The sequence below is a fragment of the Asinibacterium sp. OR53 genome (genome assembly GCF_000515315.1).
GTDB lineage: Bacteria > Bacteroidota > Bacteroidia > Chitinophagales > Chitinophagaceae > Sediminibacterium.
In genome coordinates, this window is the sequence record NZ_KI911562.1 from 3,096,718 (window position 1) to 3,118,691 (window position 21,974).

General features: G+C 45.4%; 17 protein-coding genes and 1 pseudogene. 1 reads left to right on the forward strand and 17 read right to left on the reverse strand.

What is annotated here, in order from left to right; all coding sequences use genetic code 11:
* Positions 1-3 precede the first annotated feature (3 nt).
* The 17 genes and pseudogenes from SEDOR53_RS0113705 to SEDOR53_RS0113800 form a co-directional block, all read right to left on the reverse strand.
* Positions 4-1,272, reverse strand: a complete 1,269-nt coding sequence (locus tag SEDOR53_RS0113705; RefSeq protein ID WP_369751308.1) for a TolC family protein — start codon at positions 1,270-1,272, stop codon at positions 4-6.
* Positions 1,253-4,444, reverse strand: a complete 3,192-nt coding sequence (locus tag SEDOR53_RS0113710; RefSeq protein ID WP_198018949.1) for an efflux RND transporter permease subunit — start codon at positions 4,442-4,444, stop codon at positions 1,253-1,255. Before SEDOR53_RS0113710 ends, SEDOR53_RS0113705 begins: the two co-directional genes overlap by 20 nt.
* Positions 4,389-7,124: a cation-transporting P-type ATPase gene (locus SEDOR53_RS18075; RefSeq protein WP_051416657.1), complete on the reverse strand. Its 2,736-nt coding sequence runs from the start codon at positions 7,122-7,124 to the stop codon at positions 4,389-4,391. The genes SEDOR53_RS0113710 and SEDOR53_RS18075 overlap by 56 nt, the downstream gene beginning before the upstream one ends.
* Positions 7,125-7,128: 4 nt before the next feature.
* Positions 7,129-7,461, reverse strand: a complete 333-nt coding sequence (locus SEDOR53_RS19510; RefSeq protein WP_369751309.1) for a DUF5676 family membrane protein — start codon at positions 7,459-7,461, stop codon at positions 7,129-7,131.
* Positions 7,388-7,612: a hypothetical protein gene (locus tag SEDOR53_RS18925; protein WP_084220437.1), complete on the reverse strand. Its 225-nt coding sequence runs from the start codon at positions 7,610-7,612 to the stop codon at positions 7,388-7,390. Before SEDOR53_RS18925 ends, SEDOR53_RS19510 begins: the two co-directional genes overlap by 74 nt.
* Positions 7,613-7,622: 10 nt before the next feature.
* Positions 7,623-9,311 (reverse strand): alpha-amylase family glycosyl hydrolase, encoded by a 1,689-nt coding sequence (locus SEDOR53_RS0113730; RefSeq protein ID WP_026770240.1) that lies wholly within the window; start codon positions 9,309-9,311, stop codon positions 7,623-7,625.
* Positions 9,312-9,352: 41 nt separating this feature from the next.
* The gene (locus tag SEDOR53_RS0113735) at positions 9,353-9,934 is read right to left on the reverse strand and encodes a hypothetical protein (protein WP_026770241.1); all 582 of its coding nucleotides are present in this window, start codon (positions 9,932-9,934) and stop codon (positions 9,353-9,355) included.
* Between the two features lie 663 nt (positions 9,935-10,597).
* On the reverse strand, positions 10,598-10,771 hold the full coding sequence (locus SEDOR53_RS18080) for a hypothetical protein (protein ID WP_198018953.1): 174 nt from the start codon (positions 10,769-10,771) through the stop codon (positions 10,598-10,600).
* 161 nt (positions 10,772-10,932) lie between these two features.
* A pseudogene (locus tag SEDOR53_RS19515) lies at positions 10,933-11,112 on the reverse strand (HNH endonuclease); the annotation flags it as partial.
* 1,445 nt (positions 11,113-12,557) lie between these two features.
* Positions 12,558-12,968, reverse strand: a complete 411-nt coding sequence (locus SEDOR53_RS0113765) for a hypothetical protein (protein ID WP_070415593.1) — start codon at positions 12,966-12,968, stop codon at positions 12,558-12,560.
* A 156-nt stretch (positions 12,969-13,124) separates the two neighbouring features.
* Positions 13,125-15,488 (reverse strand): family 78 glycoside hydrolase catalytic domain, encoded by a 2,364-nt coding sequence (locus SEDOR53_RS0113770; RefSeq protein WP_026770244.1) that lies wholly within the window; start codon positions 15,486-15,488, stop codon positions 13,125-13,127.
* A gap of 94 nt (positions 15,489-15,582) precedes the next feature.
* The gene (locus tag SEDOR53_RS0113775) at positions 15,583-15,861 is read right to left on the reverse strand and encodes a cytochrome c (RefSeq protein WP_051347882.1); all 279 of its coding nucleotides are present in this window, start codon (positions 15,859-15,861) and stop codon (positions 15,583-15,585) included.
* A gap of 13 nt (positions 15,862-15,874) precedes the next feature.
* Entirely contained in the window at positions 15,875-17,095 is a 1,221-nt protein-coding gene (locus tag SEDOR53_RS0113780) for a hypothetical protein (protein WP_026770246.1), read from the reverse strand.
* Between the two features lie 63 nt (positions 17,096-17,158).
* A complete protein-coding gene (locus SEDOR53_RS0113785) occupies positions 17,159-17,554 on the reverse strand; it encodes a cytochrome c (RefSeq protein ID WP_232214778.1) in 396 nt (131 codons plus the stop codon).
* Between the two features lie 364 nt (positions 17,555-17,918).
* Positions 17,919-19,469: a phosphatase PAP2 family protein gene (locus tag SEDOR53_RS0113790; RefSeq protein ID WP_026770248.1), complete on the reverse strand. Its 1,551-nt coding sequence runs from the start codon at positions 19,467-19,469 to the stop codon at positions 17,919-17,921.
* 7 nt (positions 19,470-19,476) lie between these two features.
* Entirely contained in the window at positions 19,477-20,475 is a 999-nt protein-coding gene (locus SEDOR53_RS0113795) for a hypothetical protein (RefSeq protein ID WP_051416768.1), read from the reverse strand.
* A 104-nt stretch (positions 20,476-20,579) separates the two neighbouring features.
* Entirely contained in the window at positions 20,580-21,185 is a 606-nt protein-coding gene (locus tag SEDOR53_RS0113800; protein WP_026770250.1) for a hypothetical protein, read from the reverse strand.
* 196 nt (positions 21,186-21,381) lie between these two features.
* Between SEDOR53_RS0113800 and SEDOR53_RS0113805 the strand changes: the two genes are divergently transcribed.
* Positions 21,382-21,915, forward strand: a complete 534-nt coding sequence (locus SEDOR53_RS0113805; protein WP_026770251.1) for a ferritin-like domain-containing protein — start codon at positions 21,382-21,384, stop codon at positions 21,913-21,915.
* The last annotated feature ends 59 nt before the right edge of the window (positions 21,916-21,974 follow it).

The window sequence follows — 21,974 nt, forward strand, 5'->3', positions numbered from 1 at the left end:
GTTTTATCGGATTTCCAATATCTTTTCCAGCTCGACCTGCATTCCCAGCAACTGCTGCAACTGGTCTAGCCACTCCAGTCTTGTCATGTTCAGGGTCTCCCAGGCATCCAGCAACATGAACAGCTCCTCCGTATTCTGCTCATACCCCAGCTTCATCGTCTGGTAATTCTTTTCCAGGGCCGGTAGGATATTTTGCTCGAACAAAGTCACCTGTTTCTTCTTCGTCTCCAATTCTGCCTGGATACCCGCAGCCATGCCCGTGACTTCGTTGATTGTCATCAGCTTCTCCTGCTCTAGCGACGCCGCTTTCCATTTCAGGCTCTCCGCATTTGCTTTATTCATTTTCGAAGACCAACTGGCGAAAGGAATGCGCACCATGCCCATGAGCGTGAACTGCATGGGCAGCCCCCCGAAGCCAAACATGTGCTCGTACCGCAACCCGAACTCCGGTCTCAGCTTCGTCAGCTCTACGTGCCGTTGCAGGTGCGCCAGGTCGATCTCCCGGTCGATGGCCCGTATATCGCTGCGGGTTTCCGTGATCAACGCGCTGTCAAACAACAACCCATGATAATCCCGGATACTGTACACCGTATCGATCTCGAACGGCGTCAGCTTATTCCTGTTCATGAGCGTGTTCAAGGCGATCCGCTTCTGCACCATTTCGTTTTCCAGCATGCTCCGCATGTTCTCCAGGTTACCCAGGGCCGCCTTCGCCTTGTAGTAGGCGCTCAGCTTATCCATCCCGTTCCTATAGCGGATTTCCGCGTTCCGGATCATGAACTCCAACAAGCGCCGGTCTCGCTCCACTATGCCCCATTTCTTCCGAAGAATGATCCACGCATAATAATTCTTCTTGGCCGCCGCATACAATTCATTCAGGGAGGCCTTCTTCTTTTCTTTTTCCACCGAAGACATAGCACCCATATAGGCAGCATTGGCGTCCTGCGCCTTCTTGTTCGGGAACATCTGCTGGGCCGAGATCATGTACTGCCCCATCCCGCTCGACCCGTCCGGCTGTTTTCGCCACAAAGCAGTATTATAAGGAGCCATCCAGAAACCCGATCCCACTTCCGGCGCCATCCAGCTCCGGGCTCCCCTGGCGGCTTCGTCCATCGCCCGTATGTCGTTGTCGTACATCCGCCCCACCGGATTGCCCCTTTGCACCCGGTCCAGGATACTATCCAATGGCATCTGCTGAGGCTGGGCAAAACAGCCTCCGGCAATGAACAGGACCAGTGCGAGGATCGATACTCTATTTAACATGAATGACATCAATTTTACCTTTACGTTTCAATTCTGATTCTTTTACTATTGCCAGCACCACCGGGGTCACAAAAAGGACAAACAGGATCGTGGTGATCGTCCCGCCCAGCAGGGGTATCGTGATCGGTCGCATTACATCGCTTCCCACCCCCGTAGCCCAAAGGATCGGAATCAGACCAAATAGAGATACAGAAACCGTCATGACCACAGGGCGAAGACGCTTTGACGCACCTTCGATGATATATTCCCGGATATCGGAGATATTAATCGACTCCTGCGAGTTACCTTTTTCCTCCGCCAGGTTCAGCATGGCCTGGTTCAGATAGATCGTCATGAGCATGGCCAGCTCGACGGCCATACCAAACAAAGCAATAAAACCTACCGCCACCGCCACCGACAAATTCACATGATAGAGAGACACCATAAATACCCCGCCGGTCAGCCCAAACGGTAAGGTGATCATCGTGAGTATCGATTCCTTGAAAGAATGATAAGTAAAGTAGAGTACCAGGAAAATGAGCAGGAGAACAATAGGCATGACGATCTTCAGGGTTTTGTTGGCCCTAAGCTGGTTCTCCCACTGCCCACTCCATTCAAGAAAATATCCCCTGGGCAGTTTATCTATCATAACTCCCAGTTTTCTTTGAGCTTCTGTAACCGTACTGCCAAGATCCCGTCCCCTGGCATTAAATAGCACGGTACCACGTAGCAGAGCATTTTCTGAATTGATCATGGGAGGTCCTTCTGAAATCCTAATATCGGCAACAGCTTCCAGAGGCACCGGCCCAAATCTCATTGTTTGCACCTGCAGCTGTTTCAGGGACTGAATATTATTTCTAAAATCCTGGCCGAAGCGGGCGTTGACCGAAAAACGCCGGCGGCCCTCGATGGTTGTTGTCAGTTTCATTCCACCCAGAGCGCTCTCGACCACCGCATTTACATCGTCAACCGTTAAACTATACCTGCTGATCTCTTCCCGTCTGACGGCGATGTCTATATATTTGCCGCCGGTTATTGGCTCTACATACAAATCCTTGACCCCAGGTATCCCTTGGAGCGCATTTTTGATCTTTTGTGAAAAGGCATAGATCGTATCGAGATTCTGCCCATATACTTTAACGCCAACATCTGTACGGATGCCGGTTGACAACATATTGATCCGGTTGATGATCGGCTGCGTCCATCCGTTGGTGATCCCGGGGATCTGCAGTTTTGCATTCAGTTCGTTGATGATATCCTCCTTGGTTTTGCCGGGCCTCCACTCATTTTTTGGTTTCAGCAGGACAACCGTCTCGATCATGCTGATGGGAGAGTTGTCCGTGGCAGTATTGGCCCGACCCGCCTTGCCCAATACGTTAGTGACTTCGGGGACGCTCTTGATCAGCTTATCCTGCACCTGAAGGATTTGTTTCGCTTCGGAATTAGAAATGTCCGGCATTGAGATGGGCATGAACAATATAGACCCTTCATCCAGGGGAGGCATGAATTCAGAGCCCAATCGAGTGAACAGGAAGATGCCGGCCACCAGGGCCAGCAGTTCAACAGCGATAACGGTCTTTCTCCATCGTAAGCATAATCCCAGGACAGGCCGGTATAACCGCTCCAGGACTCGGGTAATGGGATTGGAGCTTTCGGGTTTTAGCTTTCCACCTAAGAGAAAGGAGATCAGCACCGGAGCAAGCATAACAGCCATAAACGCATCGACCAGCAGGATAAAGGTCTTTGTCCATGCCAGAGGGCTGAACAATTTTCCTTCCATCCCGGTGAGCAGGAATACGGGCAGAAAAGAAGCGACAACCACAATATTCGAAAAGAAAACGCCCGGTCCCACCTGTCGGGACGCTTGTGCGATCAGGCCGAGCCGATCGATAGGCCCCGCATTCCGCAACTGCGCTTCCGACAAATGCCGGTAGGAGTTCTCGACCATCACGATACTATCGTCCACCACCACGCCGATGGCCAAAGCGATTCCGGTGAGCGACATGATGTTGGAGGAAATACCAAAGGCTTGCAGCAAAATGAAGGCTGCGCCCACCGATACCGGCAGCTCGATCAGGATCACTACTGCGCTGCGCCAGTGAAACAGGAATATGATAACGACTATGGATACCGTGATCAGCACCTCTATAAGTGTTTCTTTGACCGACCCGATAGCCTCCTCGATCAGCATACTCCGGTCATAAGCGGCATGAAATTTTACTCCCGTCGGCAATCCCTTCTCAACGTCTTTCATTTTGGCCTTCACCGCATTGATCACCTTGTCCGCATTTTCGCCATAGCGCATGACCACGATACCGCCGACAACCTCCCCTTCACCATTCTGATCGAAAATACCAAGCCGCAGATCGCCTCCCATTTGAACGGTGGCTATATCCTTTACCCGCACGGGGATACCTTTATAGTTGACCAAAGCGATGTTCTCCAGGTCGTCCTTGTTTTTAATATAGCCAAGCCCCCGGATAATATATGCCATATCACTCATTTCAAATTTCCGTCCCCCTACGTCGTTGTTATTTGCCCTCACCTTATCCATTACATCCATCATCGAGACATTATAATATTGCAGCTTTACCGGGTCCACCACCAATTGATACTGCTTTTCAAAACCCCCGAAGGACGCCACTTCCGCCACACCAGGGACCGTTTGCAAGGCAAACTTGATATACCAGTCCTGCAAAGCCCGCTGTTCCCCCAAATCCATATTCCCCGCATCCAGCGTATACCAAAAGACATGCCCGACCCCTGTCCCATCGGGCCCCAGGGAAGGGGTCAGTCCTTGCGGCAGCAGCCGCTGGGCATAGTTCAACCGTTCCAGGACACGGGTACGTGCCCAGTATATATCCACATTATCTTCGAAAATGACATAGACAAAGCTCATCCCGAACATGGATGTACCACGGATATTTTTAATCTTTGGGATACCCTGCAAATTGGACACCAACGGGTAGGTGACCTGGTCCTCAATTACCTGGGGCCCACGTCCCATCCATTCAGTAAATACAATGACCTGGTTTTCCGACAGATCGGGAATAGCATCGATGGGGTTCTGACGGAGGCTGTAAATTCCCCAGCCAAACAAGCCCGCTGCTGCCAACAGCACTATGAACCTGTTTCTCAGGGCAATATCAATTAGTTTGGAGATCATGGGTAAACTTTCGTTTTGCTTTTTTTTGCCGTTCATAGACCGTCAGGCAGATGGTAAATACGGCTATCGGAAAAAGCCAGTCCACCAGGTATAAACCCGAAGTATGAAAATAAAGGTTCAGAAAGGGTACATAGACGATCAATAGCATGCAGGTAAGCGACAACGCAATGGCGCCCCATAAATATGGGTTCGAGAACAAATACCTGCTCCAGACACTTCCGGCCGTCCTCCGGGAAAGTAAGTTTGCGATCTGTCCAAACAAAATGGAGACATAAGTCACCGTGGTTGCTTTTTCATAATGATTGGATAGGTGATGATTGTGAAAATATTCGGCCAGAAAAGCGCCATAGGATGCAATTCCCATTACCGTCCCGCGTGCTATGATACCCTTGAGGACTTTTTTTGTCAATATCTTATCTTCGGGGTTTCTGGGTGGATCATCCATAATGGTCTTTTCAGGCGGATCATACGTCAGCATCGTCAGCGGGAACATTTCTCCGAGCATATCCATGGCCAATATCTGCATCACCAATAAAGGGGTCGCAATGCCGATGAAAGCGCCTACAAAACCAGCCAGCACGCATATCAATTCAGCGATGTTGGAGGAAAGGTTGGTAATGACGGTTTTTTCAATATTCCTGAAAATGATGCGTCCTTCCCTCACCGCATAAGCAATGGTAGAAAAATTGTCGTCCAGCAGAATGACGGTTGCCGCCTCCTGTGCTACTTTTGAACCGTTCAAGCCCATAGCAACACCTATATCCGCCCGTTTTAAGCTGAGCGTGTCGTTCACCCCGTCTCCTGTCACTGCCACTATCTCTCCTTTCCGCTTAAGAAGATCAACGATCCTGTATTTGTCATCCGGTGAAACCCTTGAAAAAATAACAGCCCTCTTATTAAATGCTTCCTGCAGTTGCTGATCATCCATTTTCTGCAAGGTTTCACTATTTATAACCTGGGGAAACTGATCATACTCATTCATCAGGCCAATGGATTTTGCAATCGCTCTGGCTGTCAATTCATTATCACCTGTGATCATAACCACCTTTATATGGGCCTTAAAAACCGATTCTATTGCAGTCGTCACCTCCTGATGAGGCGGATCAAGCATTGTCACAAAACCCGCGAAGGTCAGGTCGGTTTCTGCATCTTCAATGTTGTAGTTTTCGGCATCTGGCAAATCTTTATAAGCCAATGCAATTATTCTGTATGAACTTGCCGCATAGGCTGCTGCCGAGGAAAAAACCTGTTCCTTTTGCTTTTCGTCCAATTCCCCTACCTGGCCTTCTACAATCATTTTCCGGGATGCGGATAATATCCCCTCAAGGGCTCCTTTTACAAAAGAAATGGACTTTCCCTTATGCCGCCTGATCACCGAGGCTCTTTTCCGCATGGAATCGAACGCAAATGATTGAACCACCGGGTATGCCTCATTAATTTCCTCCAGAGTGTACCCGGCTTTCATCGCCAGCGTGGAAAACGAGGCTTCCGTCGGGTCCCCAACGCAATACCACCCGGCGTGGTATCGGTCCGGCGGGTTTATTTTGCCACTGGAAGAAAGATAGCCGGAAAGGAAAAATATCTTTAGATCTCCCAGGTTAGACTTGGTTAGGATCTTACCATCCTTCGTCATGATCTCGCCTTCCGGTGCGTACCCAAGGCCGGAAATCGAAAATATCGAACCATTGAAACGACACCCGGTGATAGTCATTTCATTCCTGGTAATGGTACCCGTCTTATCTGATGCAATCACCGTCGCGGAACCTAGCGTTTCAACAGCAGCAATTCTTTTTACAATAGCGTTTTTACCGGCCATCCGTCTTACTCCCAGAGCCAGCGCAGTGGATATCTGTGCTGGTAGTCCTTCTGGCACCATGGCCGCAGCCACCCCGATGGTAAATACCACTGCTACCAGGATAGAATCATGCAGCACCATCCGGGTGGCAAATAAAGGGACTGCGATGATTATGGTGCCCCACATTACCTTCCTGGCCACGTCGGCCGCTTCCACCTGCACTGGCGTCAAATCTGTTTTGATCCTCTTTGAGGTTGCGCTGATCTTCCCTATTTCCGTTTGCATACCCGTGGCATATGCGATGCCGGTTGCCTCCCCTCTGGCAACTGTGGTCCCCATAAAAGCGCAATTCTTCCTTTCTGTAAGGGGAATGATCTTTTCGGTCGCAAAAGCGGCATCCTTTTCAGATGGCACCGATTCACCGGTAAGGGTAAATTCATTAGTGAAGAAAGAAGATGTCTGGATCAAACGGATATCCGCCGGTACGCCGTCTCCTTCATATAGCTTTACGATATCCCCGGGTACCAGGTCCTCAGCCAGTATTTCAACTACCCCTCCCCCCCGCATAACTTTACATTTCTCGACAACAAGCTTTTTCAGGGATGCAAGGATATTCTCAGCCTTTAGCTCCTGGTAAAATCCTATGAGCGCATTGGACACAACGATGGCTATCAGGACTGTGCCGTCCCGGTACTGTCCCAGGTAAAAATCCAGGAGTCCCGCAAGGATAAATATAACTACGAGCAAATCCGTGAACTGCCTGTACAGCGTCAGCCAAATGCCTCCCGAACGCTGCGTCCTCAATTTGTTAGTTCCGTACAGTTGCAGATTGCGTTCCACCGCATCGGGGGCAAGCCCGTTCTGCACATTGCCGCCAAGCTTGTTTACCAATGTCTCTATATGTTCTTTATACCGTTCCATAATGTTATTCCTTAACCAAGGCATTATAGAACCCACCCACACAGGCACCAATGAGCCACCCGAGAACAAATGTTTCCATAACTCCCACGACCGCTTCACCAGCCGGGACCTGCATCCGGATAATGGTACTGGTATCCAATCCATGCAAAAGGCTGTTGAAAAATCTCACCGTTCCGTCGCGGCCGACCGTACACATCGCGATAATACATCCCAGGTAGAGCAATACGCCGGTAGCCCCGAACGCTAACCCCAATTTCCTAATATCAATGCTGGTGTTCATGGTGTTGAATTTTAGAAGTGGAAGAATTTCCCTGCTCGTCGTGCCCGTGTCCACCATGGTGTATGGGCATAAGGATGTGGCAGGCAAACATGGCTAGGATGAAAATAAATAAGGAAGAGCCGGACCCCCATCCCAAAGCAGGAGCCAAAAATATCAGCAATAGCGGGATGGTACACCCGATCAACATCCATAATAACTGTCTTTTCATATTTCAGAATTTATGAGCTTTTTAAGATCACGAATTGCATGGGTTTAAGGTATAGCCCGACATACCTTATCTCTCCGCCGTTTTTCCCTTGCCCCAGCACTTCGACGTCACTTTCATAACCGAACAGGCTCTTCATCGATTTGGATTCACTATTAATACGGCAGTCTATCTCAACATGCTCGACCTTGGCGTCACAGTTTGAGGAATTATATACCACCAGGATCTCCTCGTTGAATAGAATTCTCGAAAATGCCAGCGTACATTTAGGGCATTCTGGCAGATGAAATGAATGACCATCCACAGACAATTTTCTTATATACATCCTGCCGAACTTCAGTACCGGACTTGTATTTCGAATCTTTGCGATAGTTGAAATAGCCTGATAAATGGATGATTTGCAATTAAGGAGATTACTATTTTTCTCTTCCGGATCAAACAGGCATTCCCGGATAAACCAGTCCCCGTTCCCTGCACCCTCCATCCCCTGTTCCGTTCCATAATAGATACATGGAGTTCCCAAAGCACAGAGCAGAAAGCCAATACCTGCGACGATCTGCTGCGGGGTGGCATCATGTCCGAAGCGGGCTTTCAGATTTCTGCCTACCTGGTCGTGATTGTCGATGAAAGTGACCAGGTATTCACCGTTTTCTCCACGGGAAAGCGCATTTTTCTGTAGTGCCGTATATCTATCGATCAGCTTTTCGGGAGAAGCTATTCCCTTGATCACGCCCTCCAAAATATGATATAAGGGGAAGTCCAGCACGGAATTCAGACCATAGTAGAGATTCTTATCTTCCACCGTCACTGGGGTTTTGGGACCGATATAGCGGTTGTACGTCTCCTCCGCACCCAGCAGTTCTCCAAACAAGAAAAAATTACGTTTGCCCAGTGAATAAGCGTATTCACGCACATGAGAGCAAAACCGGCTGATGGCTTCCTCCCGCATATGCTTTACTGCATCAACCCGAAAACCATCGATATCCGTCTCCCGTATCCAATAACAATGTAAGGAGATTAGCAGATCCTGAACATACAATGATTCCCGGGAATCATCATTTCGAAAAGCCTTCATACTGAAAAAATCACCATCCCTGGCTTCCGGCTGAGCCTCAAAATTCCTGATTTGGCCTTTCCGGTTATACAAGTCAGGATTACGCAATTCATCAGGAATGGGCTTATCGGGAAACCGCCAGTTCTCCAAAGGATATTGCAAGCCTTCGTAATAGTAATACTCATTCCCGCCAGGATAATTCCAGTTGTTACCGGAGTAGCGGAGCACGATATCCAGGAAGACTCGCATATCCAGATCATGTGCAATCTCCACCAACTCTTCCAGGTCTTCCTTCGACCCCCATCGACTATCAATATCCAGATAATTGTCGATGGCGTAACCATGATACGACTCTGGGTTATTCCCGAATAAAGGGCTTAGCCAGATGGATGTACAGCCCAAGTTCCGGATATATTCGATATGGTTGATGATTCCCCGAACCGTCCCCCCGCAACTTTGCTGCAATTGATGGTTTACCCCAAATCCGGGATGGCGATCCGCAAAATCCAGCGGGTGCCGGTTTATCGAATCGTGAAACCTGTCCACAAGCAGAAAGTAGATAAACTCCTCCCGCCACTCCCGATGACAACCGCGCCAATACTTTTTACCCGGCTTAGGTGTCAGCAATATTTCCTTTATCGATCGCATAGCTTATGAAATAGTGCTGGAAATAAAATCAATTCATTTAGCTACTGGTTCATTTCAAGAACATGGACTACCTTAAACTTATTATGAAAGCTGTCAAAAGCAGACAGGTCATTGTCATCCTTAAAGGTTACTTCAAGGGCATCGTGGAATTTATGATTGCCGGGATAGGCCGCCTTTAAATTCGCTTTGGTCAACGGCTGAGGCGTTGACTGAATATCCTTGCTGAAATAAAAAGTACTGATAAATTTAAAATTGCCCTTGCCCCCGATAGAAGTAGGGGTTTGCAATTCATAAAGTATCAATTTGTCCGTTTTGTTCAGCACCTGACACGCTTTATTGTCTAAGAACCGAAAGTCAATTCCCTTCGTGTCACGGTATCCGTAAATATCCTTTTTCTTAAGGGCATAAATGTTTCCCCGGTGCTTAACCTTTACTTCCGATTCATTAAAAAGTAAATTGTCTTTGATCTTATGTTTTTCTATGGTATAATTAATGGCGTAAGACAGCTTTCCTTGCCGGAAATCTGTCGCTGTCAAATAGATGCCGCTACTGTCCTTCTGCCCAGAAGCGGGTAATGAATAAACAGTGATGACAAGAGCCATCATAGCTAATGCTCGTTTCATAGTATGATAGTTGATAGGTTTCTAAAAAATGTTCATTGGAAAATCGAAAACCTGGTTTATAACTTGATATGGCCACCGTCAGGAAATGCGATCAAGTGATAATCCCAAACCCGGATTGTCAAAGGAGAAAAAAGCTAAATTCTGAAAACCTTGTGCATGATACACAGGTCAACGGGGTGTTTATATAGTATTCCAGGCGGAGAGCCCGTGCTTCTATATTCCTCATAAATGGGGTGAGACAGGGGACTGATAAAGTCCGGAAACAGCATTGGCGCCTGCACAGTAGTCCTCAAGTTACCCACATTGGTAAAAGCCAACAGCCGGTGATTATCCGTCTTGCAAAAACAAACCACGTTCTTGCAGCATCCCGGTGGCATAGCGCCCGGCGGGCAGCAACAATGTGCATGTCGTAGCCCTACTATCGAAATATCCGCTACTATCCCGCCACATAAGTGGATATCTACGCCTACTCCCAAGGCAGTGTTCAAATAGATAAGCCAGAACAATATAACAGTTAACTTTTTCATACCGGCCATGCTTTGAGTTGCATCTAAAGATAGACTCATCGGAGCAGTGGTCTTATGACATGAATCAGGGCTTTATCTGACTTTTATCGGTACAGGAGCTTTCCGCTAAATGCCTTAGTTCGTTGGAGACCATCCCTTAACGCTTTATCCGGAGCAAACCGGCATTCACCGCTACCATCACCGTGCTTACACTCATCAGCACCGCACCCGCTGCCGGGCTAAGCAGGATGCCCCAGCGATAAGCCACCTCCGCTGCCAGCGGTAAGGTCACCACATTATACCCCGTGGCCCATGCCAGATTTTGCATCATCTTCCGGTAAGTAGCCTTCCGTGTTTTTTAAATGAGCAGATCATCAATTATTATCTCACTTCATCGAGAATACTTTGGAATATTTTTTTTCATAAATCCTTGTGACACTCAAGTTTTAGTAAACTAATATTAGGCCAGGTTTCATTAAGAGTTAGACGTATTTATTTGCTTTTTTTTAGTTCCTCTTTTTCTTTCCAATTATTGTAAAAGTCAATGGCTGCTTGCCGCTTAGGATGGCAGTCACGATAAACAGCAACTCCATTTTCGATTGTAGTCCATCCATCATTTTGATGCTCGTTTAAATGATGAATTTCTAAATTATCCCACTTTATTTCAGAGCCGCAAACGACACATTTTTTTTATCCCGATAATATATAATTTCTCTTTCTAGTTGTCCATATATCCTTGTTGTATCTTTCTGAACGGGTTTTAAAACATCAAACATCTTTTCCGAAAAGAAACTATGTCGAAGCTGTATTGTTTTTGCTATTGGTACTACTGGCGAAGCAACGGGACTAATTTATTCGTCAATATCTCAGCACTGTGGGCGCCGTACTGTAGCATAGTGCACCGCATCCACCACACTGTGGGCGCCGTGCTGTAGTATAGTGCACCGCGTCCACCACACTGTGCGTGCCGTACTGTAACATAGTGCACCGCTCCCACAGTGTGGTGGAATCCTCCATTTGAACACAATAGAACAACTAATGGGTTTATTGCCTTTAAGGTGTAAGTCAACGGGAAAGGCTAAACCGTATTTTTTAGCCACTTTAAAAACCTTATGCCATGACTTACGCAGAAAACAAATTAACCCTGTTTGGAGGCTACACATTATGGCTTCCAAGTAGGGGGTTACATTATCGGCTCCTATTATTTTACAATCTGGTTAATCGATCAACAAAAGAAACTATGTTCCAAGTATTACCGATAATAAAACCAATAGCAATACCAATTAAAAGCCACTTGATTTTCGTTGCTTTTATTGCGTTTTTTATTTCCGCTGAATTTTCCATAAAAGTTTGAAGCTATTTAGGCTGATGTTCAATCTTTGTTCCCAAGAGGCGGGGGAATATTCATAAATTTTAGCCAATACCTGAATACGGAAGTATGCCAAACATATAATATTTTTCGATCAAAATCGAAAAATATTATATGTTTTTGCGATTGTAATCGAAATTAATGATATTCAGAAATTTACAAGCAGTTATTGAAGCCCATCTTTTTAATACGCCATTAGCACGTCGAACGTGAAAGAGTTTATCGGCGGGATCTGATGTCTAATCCTAAAACAGAAAAAAATACAACAAGCCATTTCGCAGTTTGAACCGGGGCAAGTGTTCACTTATGAACAATTGCAGCTCAAGCCCACTGAATACCGGGCTGCCGTCAAAGCATTGGGCAGAATGACATCGGGAGGCATTGTAAAACGAGCCTCTACAGGTCGTTACTATAAACCAAAAGACACTGCTTTTGGACAACTAAAACCTGGAGAGAACGAATTGCTAAAACCTTATTTGTTTGAAAAAGGCAAAAGGATAGCCTATGTAATGGCGTCCCGCATGAGGTCGCTTACGATCCGACAGAAGACAAAACATTTCTTGCTTTCTTAATCAAGAAAAAATAGTAAATTTGACTATGCTTACAGTTAAAATACATATATCTGCTGGGAAAGGAAAAGAACGTTCGTTTACAAAGAGGCAGATTAAAAGTTCGTCTTTTAAAGAAAAGATCGAAAAAGCCAATGAATTATTAAGTACCGCAGTTTTACTTAAGAAAAAGAAATAGGTTACTTAGTGCTGAAATCCTGGTTGCTGAATGGCGGTATGGATGGCACTGTAATTACATTAAATGCATGCCCCGTTGCCTGGTGACAGCTATTGCAGGTTGTTGTAAGGAGATGAAAGCTATTTTTAAATTGAATACTGTTTTTTTGTTGAATAGCATTGCTCACACTTTGTAGCGATGAATCGATCATTCCGATAGACCTGGTCTCCGGCCGGTCTGTACAATACATTTTTATATCGTCAAGACTCTCTTTGATTTCGTTGATTTCGAAATCGGCCAGCTTCCAGTTTTGATTGATTCCTGCAAACCAAAGCTTGTTGTGATGCACCTGGATGCCGCTCATAAACTCTCCGAATCCCGGCTTATACGTTTTATTAATTTGCGCTTGCAGGCTATCTATTTGCTTTTGCAATGATTGTGTGTTCGAGCCAGCCCCATTACAAGCCCAAAACAACATAATTGTAGCTAATAACAAAATACATTTCATAGCTATTGATTTTGTTACATACCTAAAGTTACCCCATCAATACAAATCAAAGAAGCCGCGAGCCTGTTTTAGTAACGCACACTACAATATTTGCACACGCTGCTCACCTGGTTTCAACGACAGCGTTTTCCCATTCCAGTTAAATGTTCCGGAAGTATTAGCAGGCAATACTACCGTGCCCTCTATTCCGTTTGCACCTTTCCGTTGCAGGTCAACAGCAATGGTGCCATCCGGATGCGGCATGGTACCTTTTATGGAAGTCAATTCCCCTGGTGCTGGCGCAATATTTATTTTTCTGAAACCAGGTGCCGCGGGCTCAATGCCGCAAATGGTTGCCAGGAAATCATACACGGGACTGGCGCTCCATGCATGGCAATCGGAACGCGTGGGATCCGGGTTTTCTGCAAAAGTAGTAAGCCCATTCGCCAGCATATCCCGCCAGGGTTTTAAATTACTGTAATAACTGTTGGCCATGCCTGCTGCTTTCATGGCACGGGTAAGATAGAAACGATAATAAAAAGTGGCCTGGCTGAGGCTTTTATCGGTTAAAATGGTTTGCAGTACTTTTTGCATGTCATGCTGTGGAATACTGCCCGTTAAAATAGCCATGATACTGGCATGCTGACTGAAGGTATTCTTGAGCGGCGTATTGGCCATCGCATTTTTTGTTGCATCGAAACAATAACGATAGGTGTTTTTTATGAGTGAAGATGCCAATGATTCGTAATGCGCCGCCTCTTCTTTCTTTCCAAAATAATTGAACAGATCAGCAGCCTGCCTTAATGTATAAGCATATTGTAAAGAAATAATGGAACTGTTTCCATCTGTAGCCCCATCGGGAACACCACCGGGGAAACTCTTGTTCCAATCCACAAAATTCCACCACTTCATGGGGCCCAGCATCTGTTTGCCGGCATCTATCTTTTTTTCATACCAACCCAGCGTTGCACGTACCGCCTGTAGTTTATCTTCAATAAACGCATCATCGCGCCGCAACATCCAGTAATCATGTATCATGCTGATCCAGAAAAGAGAAAAAGTGGGGATCACCTGGAAACGACTGCTCGGATAGCGGCTCTGCGTTAACCCCTCCGGTACCTGTGAGTTGTGAAAATCAACAATGGCTTTACGCATCAGCCGGTCGTCACCGGTAATGTATAAAGAGATCAGGCATTGGATACGGGTATCCGCCGCATATTGTAATTGCTCATAATAGGGACAATCAAAATAATTTTCCCCGGCGCAGAGCCTTGCAGTACGCCAGCCCACATCCCATATATTTTTCAAAGAAGGGTCGTTACTACTGTATGATGCTTTCTGCACAAAGGGATAGCCTGTATACTGTCCGTACAGGTCTTCTATCGTAAGCGGCTCATTGCCCGTTGTGATATCCAGTTGCAGGTAACGGAAAGTGCGGAACCACAGCGGCCTGAAAAGCCTGTTATTGCCACCATCGGGCAGGAAAATATCATAGTTACCTGCTATGCTTTTACCTTCAATCTCGTTCCGGTTACCCTTGATATGATTGGTATCGAACAACGCTTCTGCATACGTCAATTTTACGGCACTCCCCTTCCCCCCGCTTACATTCAATTCAGGATAAGCTACCGTATTAAATGTTTGATCAAGTAAAATACTTGCAGTTGTATTAGCCGGAATAGTTACCGGATGATTGCCTGCAATAAAACCCGCATCCTGGATACCCGATTTTCTCCTTACGCTAACGATGCGTTGCAAAGATTCTTCCATTTGTGGAATGGTGCGCGGCGCGAGCGTCCATAAATTATCCGTGCCATAACCTACAGGCTGTACCCCGGCTACCACAACAGCCTGTTGCCATCTACTATCGTCGAAGTTCCGTGTCTGCCATCCCCAGGGGTAAGCGCTGGCATCTACCTTATCGCCCGGACCAATGACCATATATGAGCGCAGCTTTGCTCCATTTTCCAAAGAGCAGGGCGTGTAGGCGCTGTCTTTACAAGCTTTCCAGGAATTGTTCGTGTTGAGTATCTGTTCCGCATCACCATCGCCCTGCAATAAAAAACCGGTCTGGTTACTCATTTGTGGAACCGCCGCATATTCAGCCATATTCCAGACCTGTGCAGCAATGATATTATCGCCTTCTTGTAATTGTGCAGCGATATCGACCGTTTCAAAATTCCAGTGATTGAGGTCGCAACGGGCCGGGCCGGCCGACACCATTTTTTCGTTCACAAACAACCGATACCGGTTATCGGCAGAAACATGTATAATGAACTGCTGTGGCTTTTTCTCTATATGCAGTATTTTTCTGAAATGATATACACCGTAGGCTCTTTGCGCTATTCCGGAACAGCTGATCCACCGGGCCTTCCATGAGCCGTTCAATAATTGGGGATTGATAGGTTGCTGTGCCTGGGCATGTAAGAGGAAGAATATACCCAGCAGGCCTGCTATTTTTTTCATCTGGCAGCGGTTTCGCTGAAATTACACAAATATCAAAAACAACCATCCCGTACTTACCGGCAGTTGTGGAAATCTGCCATTATGATCAACAACGCTACTGTTTCATAAATTCAATGATCTTGTCTCTCTCCTTGTTGGTGAGCAGTGCACGACTTTGCATATGCAAGCCAATCGTTTCCCATTGCTCCGGCGAAAATGTGGATGGAGAAGGGGTATTATGACAACGTTGGCAGTTTTCAGTCCACAATTGCGCGCCTGACCTCATTGCCACTTTCTGACTTACTTTACAGCTGTTCATGAACAATACTGTAACGGATATAAATGAAAGCAGCGCTGTAATGATTTTCGTTTTTTTAAATGAAATCTTTTTCATATACTATCCATTTTTATAATTGAATAGAGAACTGAACAAACAATGTATTGGTGCTTGTTTTACCGGTAAATGCACCTAAATCTTTGCTGGCAGTACTGTTGCCTGTGTAGGATTCGTACGTTACTTTAAAAACAGTTCTCCAGTTTAACCAATAGCTGAGCCCTACCGTTACAGCATGTTGGTCGCTTCCGAAAGTGGAATTAGCTGGCGTATTGTACATAGTGTACCTTCCTGCCACTTCTATATTTTTTATAAAACTGTTGACATTGACCGGGCGTAGGGAACATTGTGCAAACGACGCGATCGTGTGGTTATCGAATGTATAAGTCTGCGTAGTATCAACAGGGCTTATATAATTCACATTGTCGATGTTCTGAATATTGTATTGTGCTTTTATATTCAGCAAAACAGGATTGAAATTCTTTACGTAGTTTAAGTCAAAAGCATAAGAATTTCCTTTTGCATTCTGCGTTGCACTTCCCGGGGTGCCTACTTTCCCAAACATACCCGATACACCTACTTCTAATGAAGAGTTGGGAAATGGAAGCAAGCCCACACGGCCAGTTACGGTCTTATTATTGTTATTATCTGTAATATTCCCACTTGTTAAAGTTCCATCCGGGTGTAGCTGGCTGCCGTTGGTTAGGGCAATATCATAATTCATTTTCATGTCGCCTAAATGGAATCCTCCTTCAGCTTCAATACCATAATCTGTTGGCGTCATACCCGCTATCCCGATTGGGTCTGTAGCTAATTTGTTAATCCATCCGGCCGCTAACCTTTTAGCGTAAGATCCATAGGGCAAAACAAAATACCCCGCCCGAAAGATCAAACCTGGAGCAGCAAACCAGGATACATCAGCCCAGTTTACACTTAATCCATTGTTGTTGAAGGAAGGTTCAAATTCCAATAAGAAATTTTTTCCATGCCGCCATAAAAACATGGGACTGAATTCATAGTGGTTGGCATCTGGAAAGCTATTGGCCTTTGAAACAACGGAGGCGCCATTCAAGGTATTGGTAGTTTTATAACTTGAAAATCCAATTGTGGTTAGTCCGGCTACCATAAAATGATCTTCTCCCGATCTTTTCTCAGCAACTTTTTTCTCAAGTGCCGCCATCCTGTCGAGCAAAGAAGAATCAACTACCGTTTGTTGCGCACCGGCTTTATTTTGAAAGAAGGTAATCCATGAAAAACAAATGAATATTTTCAATAGTAAGTATTGCTTTTTCATAAAATAGATTTTTTATAGTGAAGCATGTTACAAAGCATTCATTCGGGTAAATCATTGCCATAACTATCGTTTAGATCCTTTAGATAATGTTCGGATATAGGCCACCAACTCCCATCGTTGCTTTTCCGTGAAAGCAGATTTGTATTGAGGCATCGGTGTTCTCCCTTCGCTTATTTTATAGAATATATCTCCGTCTGTTTCACGCAGCATGATGATGGAACTATGATCGGCAGGTTTAGGATTTAGTGCAGCCGCTGCCGGGCCGTCTCCTTTACCTTTGTCTCCATGGCAAGGGGCGCAATTGGTTGTATATAAAGTTCTCCCCTCCTTTATTGCCGCCTGGTTATCGGCCATGGGATTACTGAGATTGATATATTCTTTGGGAACAAGCCAGGGTTTTGATTGTGCTGATAATTGACATAAAGGGATAATAGAAGCGAATAGCACAACGATTATCAATTGAGCAGGTTTTCTGCATGATGACCGGATATCCATAAACAATGTTTTTAAATCTGAATGAATGAATGAACGATTGTTCACGAAACCGACATCAAAATTATAGTACGTACTGCTGCAGGTGTATGATTAAAGTCAGACGGGCTGATGATTTTAAGTTGACTTGTGCGTTTTTTCCATGGCAAGATTCGCTTTTTCTCTTGCTTCCTCATCTGCTATGAATGACTTTGGGTAGAGGTTAATGTTTGTAAATTTATATTTGCCAAACTCTGGCGGAGTAGCAAGAGAAAGCACCCATTCGTTCCGGGTGCTTCCTCTTTAAATAAGCTATCTCTTTGGTATTTGTTGTGCGGCCTTTGTTAATCGGCTATTTGTCAGCTCCATCATTCTTTGCGCGGGTAATGGCATAATTGCCAATGTTTGTTCCTACCTGTAATCCAATAGCACAATCCGACCGGTAATGTATACCACCTGCCATCCTTGAAAAAGATGCTTCCTGTGCCATGGCTGTATAAACGCTGGCCTTATCCGGCACAATATATCCCAATATGGCCGCCGCTGCTCCACTGAAAGTAGAGTGCCCGGAAATATAAGAAGGGAAATTAGGGATGCCGGTTAATGTTTTGATGGCCGGGTTCATCTGTGTGGGCCTGGGATTGAAATAGTAGTACTTGGTATTCCAGCATACAATGGCAGCATCCATCAGGCTCATATTCAGTAACGCCATATTCCTGGCCCACCTTACTTCACTGAAATTCTTCGTGATGAAATCCTCAGCGGCTATCGCGTCCCAATGACCAGCCGGCGTATAGGTACTTACTCCATCTGCCCAGAATTGTACAATCCTTATGTTTTCGCGTGTGGGGTTCTTTAACAATTCGTATATTTCTTCTGTTTCCTGTTTCATTTGCGCACTGGAAGTAGATGGTGGCGCCGGAGGCCTCAATGCACTAACGGTAGCCGTATCGAACAGGAACGGCGTTACGTTTCCAAACAATGGTAACATGGGTGGTCGCTTCGGTACATCCAGGCTGTACCAGGGTATCTCTCCCTTCGCAGTTGCAACTGTTTCGAAGTTCGACCAGTCAGCCGGCGTGCCTGCTGCCTTCCCCGCATTGTCTGTACGTGCCCTTGCAATAAACACCTGCGCTACCCGTCTTCCCAGTGCCTCACCCGCAACGATATCACTTCGGGTTGCTGCGCCCGACATGATCGTGGCTGTTTCCTCTTCTGTGGTCTTTGCCTGTATGGAAGCTATTTCCGTAGGGAACAACAATTTCATCATTTCCGCCGTAACACCTGCCAGCACTGCTGCTTCAGAGGGATAAGAAGGCAGGTCTGTCTGCGGCACTTTGCTGATCACCCCATTATCTGTTTTGTATGGTGCCGGCCGATTGTATAATTTCTTATAGTACCAACAGGCTACCAGTGCATCATATTGTGCAGCACTGATATAAGCATAAGCCCTTGCCGCATACGGTGGATTGGAAAATGGAAACAATGGATAAGCGAAAGGATTGGCGGCACTGGGTATGGGATACGTGCCATCGGCATTCTGGTATGGCGGAAGATTGTATTTGGCCACAAGTTCACGCATCAATTCATTCCATCGCAATACGCCTCCGGCAGCCCAGTACCTGATGCGGGCTTCCTGGTCGCCCGTCAGGTTATGCTGGTATCCTTTGATTTCATTCAGCTCGGCAACATAAGCCGTAGAATTGGTAGTGGCAGGCACTGCTACCATAAAAGTATCGGGCCTTGTCAGCAATACTGTTTTCCAGGTGCCTGCATTGAGATCGATGTTCTGTGGGTTGAGCGGCACCAGGTCATCTGTTTTGCCCTTTACTGATTTATTACAACCGGCATCCATCAAAAAGAAGAATGAGCCGATAGCTATATAATGGATTATTTTTTTCATAGTGGGGTTATTTAGAAATGTCGTGTGATGGCTTTTGATTGCTGTGCTCTTTCTTTGGATGGAATGCAATAATGTAAAAAACACCCAGGTTATAACTTGTTGACTGGCCAACATTCCTGCCGGCTACCACATAGTTAGCGCCGCCTGTTATGGAAAGTCCATCTATTTTGGCAATCTCATACTTGCCATTGACACCTACAGAAGTAGCATTCATTGTATTACTGGGAAAAGGCATGTCGTTCTTGCGAATATCAAAGCCACCCAGCGTTTGCATATTGCTAATTACCACTTCAGCAATGAGTGGATGGCTCCGGTAACCGGCTCGCAGTGAAAAGGCAGCCATATCGGGCATGTCTACTTTATTGCTCCGCACCTGTGCTGTGGTGTAGTAGGATGTTCTGTCGATAGTAATATCATTCCGGTAAGTATAGGTGGCCGAACCCGTTGCAAAGAAGCCCCCTCGCTGATAATCCAGCATCAGTCTTCCTGAAAAAGTAGTGCTCTGCAAGCCGATAGACATAGGCAGAAAATCCGCTGTATAGTTGGAAAGCGGTGTAGAAAGGCCGCCCAGTAAATACAGGGAAAGATCATTCTTACCAACTATTTTTTCTGCGGCCAGCCATTTCAGCCAGACTGAAAGATCCTGTATTCCTTTTTGCTGATGCAGGGTTCCCGCCGAAGCCTTTGTCTGTATATAAGGTAGCCCGAATAAAAAATTCAGTTGATCTGTGATGCCATAATTACCCATCACTGCGTAACTGTTGGTGCTTACAGTGCCCAGGTTAAGGTTGTCTCTCTTGTAAGTACCCTCCCAGTAATGATCCCAGTTGCTGTGACCATACATTAGTCCGGTACAGAAATTATGCTTGCTCATCATAATGGCGTCCTGGTCGGTCTGCGCCAGGAGTATGTTGCCAGTGATCAGTAACAAGGCTAAGACGAAGAGCCTCTTTCGTATAAAGCAGCGTTCCATTGGTGTTGTTTTATTGATAGTAATCAGGTGCATATCGCAGGATAACTGCTGCGACATGATATAATAGCCGTACAAGGCCATAAACGTGCATGGCACGTTCCTGCTAAAGTTGATAAATCATTACTGTTGTGCGCGAATCAGATACGATCGCATTCCGGCGGCTGGTCTATTTTTTTCAGGTGGCTATAGCTTGTCCAGTCATTCCAGTCCGGGCAATGCTCTGTTAGTGAGGGATCATTATTATAAAGAAAAGAAACAAATTCTTCCGTGTAAAAATCCTGTGTGGTTGATTTTGAAAGATGAGAATTATTGCTTTTTTTCAGTGGAAGCGAGGCTTCTGCATTGTTGGTACTCTTCAGGTATTCCGTTCTCAGGTTGAGCAGGTTTGTTCTCTCAATATTCGGTATGCACAATAATTCCAGGCTATCATTGTAAAAACGGCGTTTGACATAGGTATAACTGACACCATTGATCTCGATATTTCCTTTGATCCTTTGATAATCCTGTGAATACTGATAAGGAAGATGCGCATGCACTTTGATGCTGATGAGACCTGCAGTATCACCCTTTTCCTCGTCGAGCAGGGCAGCAAGCCTGGATTCCGACTGGTTCTCAAACCAGGTCGCAATCAATGGATAAGCATACCAGTTCAGCAACAGGGTTAGCAGCAATAGTATGGAAGCAAGCCGTTTCAATACTTTGGTAAGATAATGAAAAAAATAAAGCTGAACAAAAAGCAGCATCAGCTATCTGATTTGTTTAGTACTACATAAATATATATTACCGTGTTGATTATTAAAGCACATAATTCAGAAAATGTAAATAATTGACATATAATATGTTGTGAATTCTATGTGAGAACAATCAAATTAGTTGATGATAGCCGTCAATGTTAAGGACATTCTTCCGGAATAGATTTGTAGAATAAAATTTTCGGTTATGCGAGAAGATATTATGGGTCTCACCACATTACACGATCTGATAGATTTCGATGTCCGGAAATTGAACGGTGCTGAAAGACAACTGGAAAATATATTGCCTGATTGGATAAGCAAAGCAAGTTCTCTGTCTCTTAAAAATGTGCTGCAGCAATATCTTGATTTTGCAAAGGATAATCTTTTAAAGATAAAAGTCTTTATCGCCGAAGAAAAGATTGAATCTCTTTCCTGTACCAACGCTATCATGCAAGCATTTATATTGGAAACAAGAGAGAAAATGAGCAATTGCAACAACACCGAAATACGGGATGCTTGTCTGCTTTCAAGTATACAGGGCATCAATCATTACAAAATAAATATGTATGGTACTGTTGCCGCATTTGCAAAAAATCTTGGAAATGAAAAATCAGCGGTCATTTTCCATCAGGCGAAATTGAATGAAGAGCAAATTGATAAGATACTTTCAAAACAGGCTGAACAGGCCATTAATATGGGCGCGGCCAATCCTATTTTATTGTCAAATAAGAATGGCTGACTGCTCGTATTGATAGTCATCCGTGTACAGTATTTTGATTTTAAAATATATGGAAAATT

What these genes read in the sequence shown, in the direction of transcription:
- SEDOR53_RS19510 (WP_369751309.1), bottom strand. Translation starts at nt 7,461, where the DNA reads ATGGTGGACACGGGCACGACGAGCAGGGAAATTCTTCCACTTCTAAAA.
- SEDOR53_RS0113805 (WP_026770251.1), top strand. Translation starts at nt 21,382, where the DNA reads ATGCGAGAAGATATTATGGGTCTCACCACATTACACGATCTGATAGAT.
- SEDOR53_RS0113710 (WP_198018949.1), bottom strand. Translation starts at nt 4,444, where the DNA reads ATGAACGGCAAAAAAAAGCAAAACGAAAGTTTACCCATGATCTCCAAA.
- SEDOR53_RS0113770 (WP_026770244.1), bottom strand. Translation starts at nt 15,488, where the DNA reads ATGAAAAAAATAGCAGGCCTGCTGGGTATATTCTTCCTCTTACATGCC.
- SEDOR53_RS0113800 (WP_026770250.1), bottom strand. Translation starts at nt 21,185, where the DNA reads ATGCTGCTTTTTGTTCAGCTTTATTTTTTTCATTATCTTACCAAAGTA.
- SEDOR53_RS18075 (WP_051416657.1), bottom strand. Translation starts at nt 7,124, where the DNA reads ATGGAACGGTATAAAGAACATATAGAGACATTGGTAAACAAGCTTGGC.
- SEDOR53_RS0113705 (WP_369751308.1), bottom strand. Translation starts at nt 1,272, where the DNA reads ATGTCATTCATGTTAAATAGAGTATCGATCCTCGCACTGGTCCTGTTC.
- SEDOR53_RS0113730 (WP_026770240.1), bottom strand. Translation starts at nt 9,311, where the DNA reads ATGCGATCGATAAAGGAAATATTGCTGACACCTAAGCCGGGTAAAAAG.
- SEDOR53_RS18080 (WP_198018953.1), bottom strand. Translation starts at nt 10,771, where the DNA reads ATGATGCAAAATCTGGCATGGGCCACGGGGTATAATGTGGTGACCTTA.
- SEDOR53_RS0113780 (WP_026770246.1), bottom strand. Translation starts at nt 17,095, where the DNA reads ATGAAAAAGCAATACTTACTATTGAAAATATTCATTTGTTTTTCATGG.
- SEDOR53_RS18925 (WP_084220437.1), bottom strand. Translation starts at nt 7,612, where the DNA reads ATGAAAAGACAGTTATTATGGATGTTGATCGGGTGTACCATCCCGCTA.
- SEDOR53_RS0113735 (WP_026770241.1), bottom strand. Translation starts at nt 9,934, where the DNA reads ATGAAACGAGCATTAGCTATGATGGCTCTTGTCATCACTGTTTATTCA.
- SEDOR53_RS0113775 (WP_051347882.1), bottom strand. Translation starts at nt 15,861, where the DNA reads ATGAAAAAGATTTCATTTAAAAAAACGAAAATCATTACAGCGCTGCTT.
- SEDOR53_RS0113795 (WP_051416768.1), bottom strand. Translation starts at nt 20,475, where the DNA reads ATGCACCTGATTACTATCAATAAAACAACACCAATGGAACGCTGCTTT.
- SEDOR53_RS0113790 (WP_026770248.1), bottom strand. Translation starts at nt 19,469, where the DNA reads ATGAAAAAAATAATCCATTATATAGCTATCGGCTCATTCTTCTTTTTG.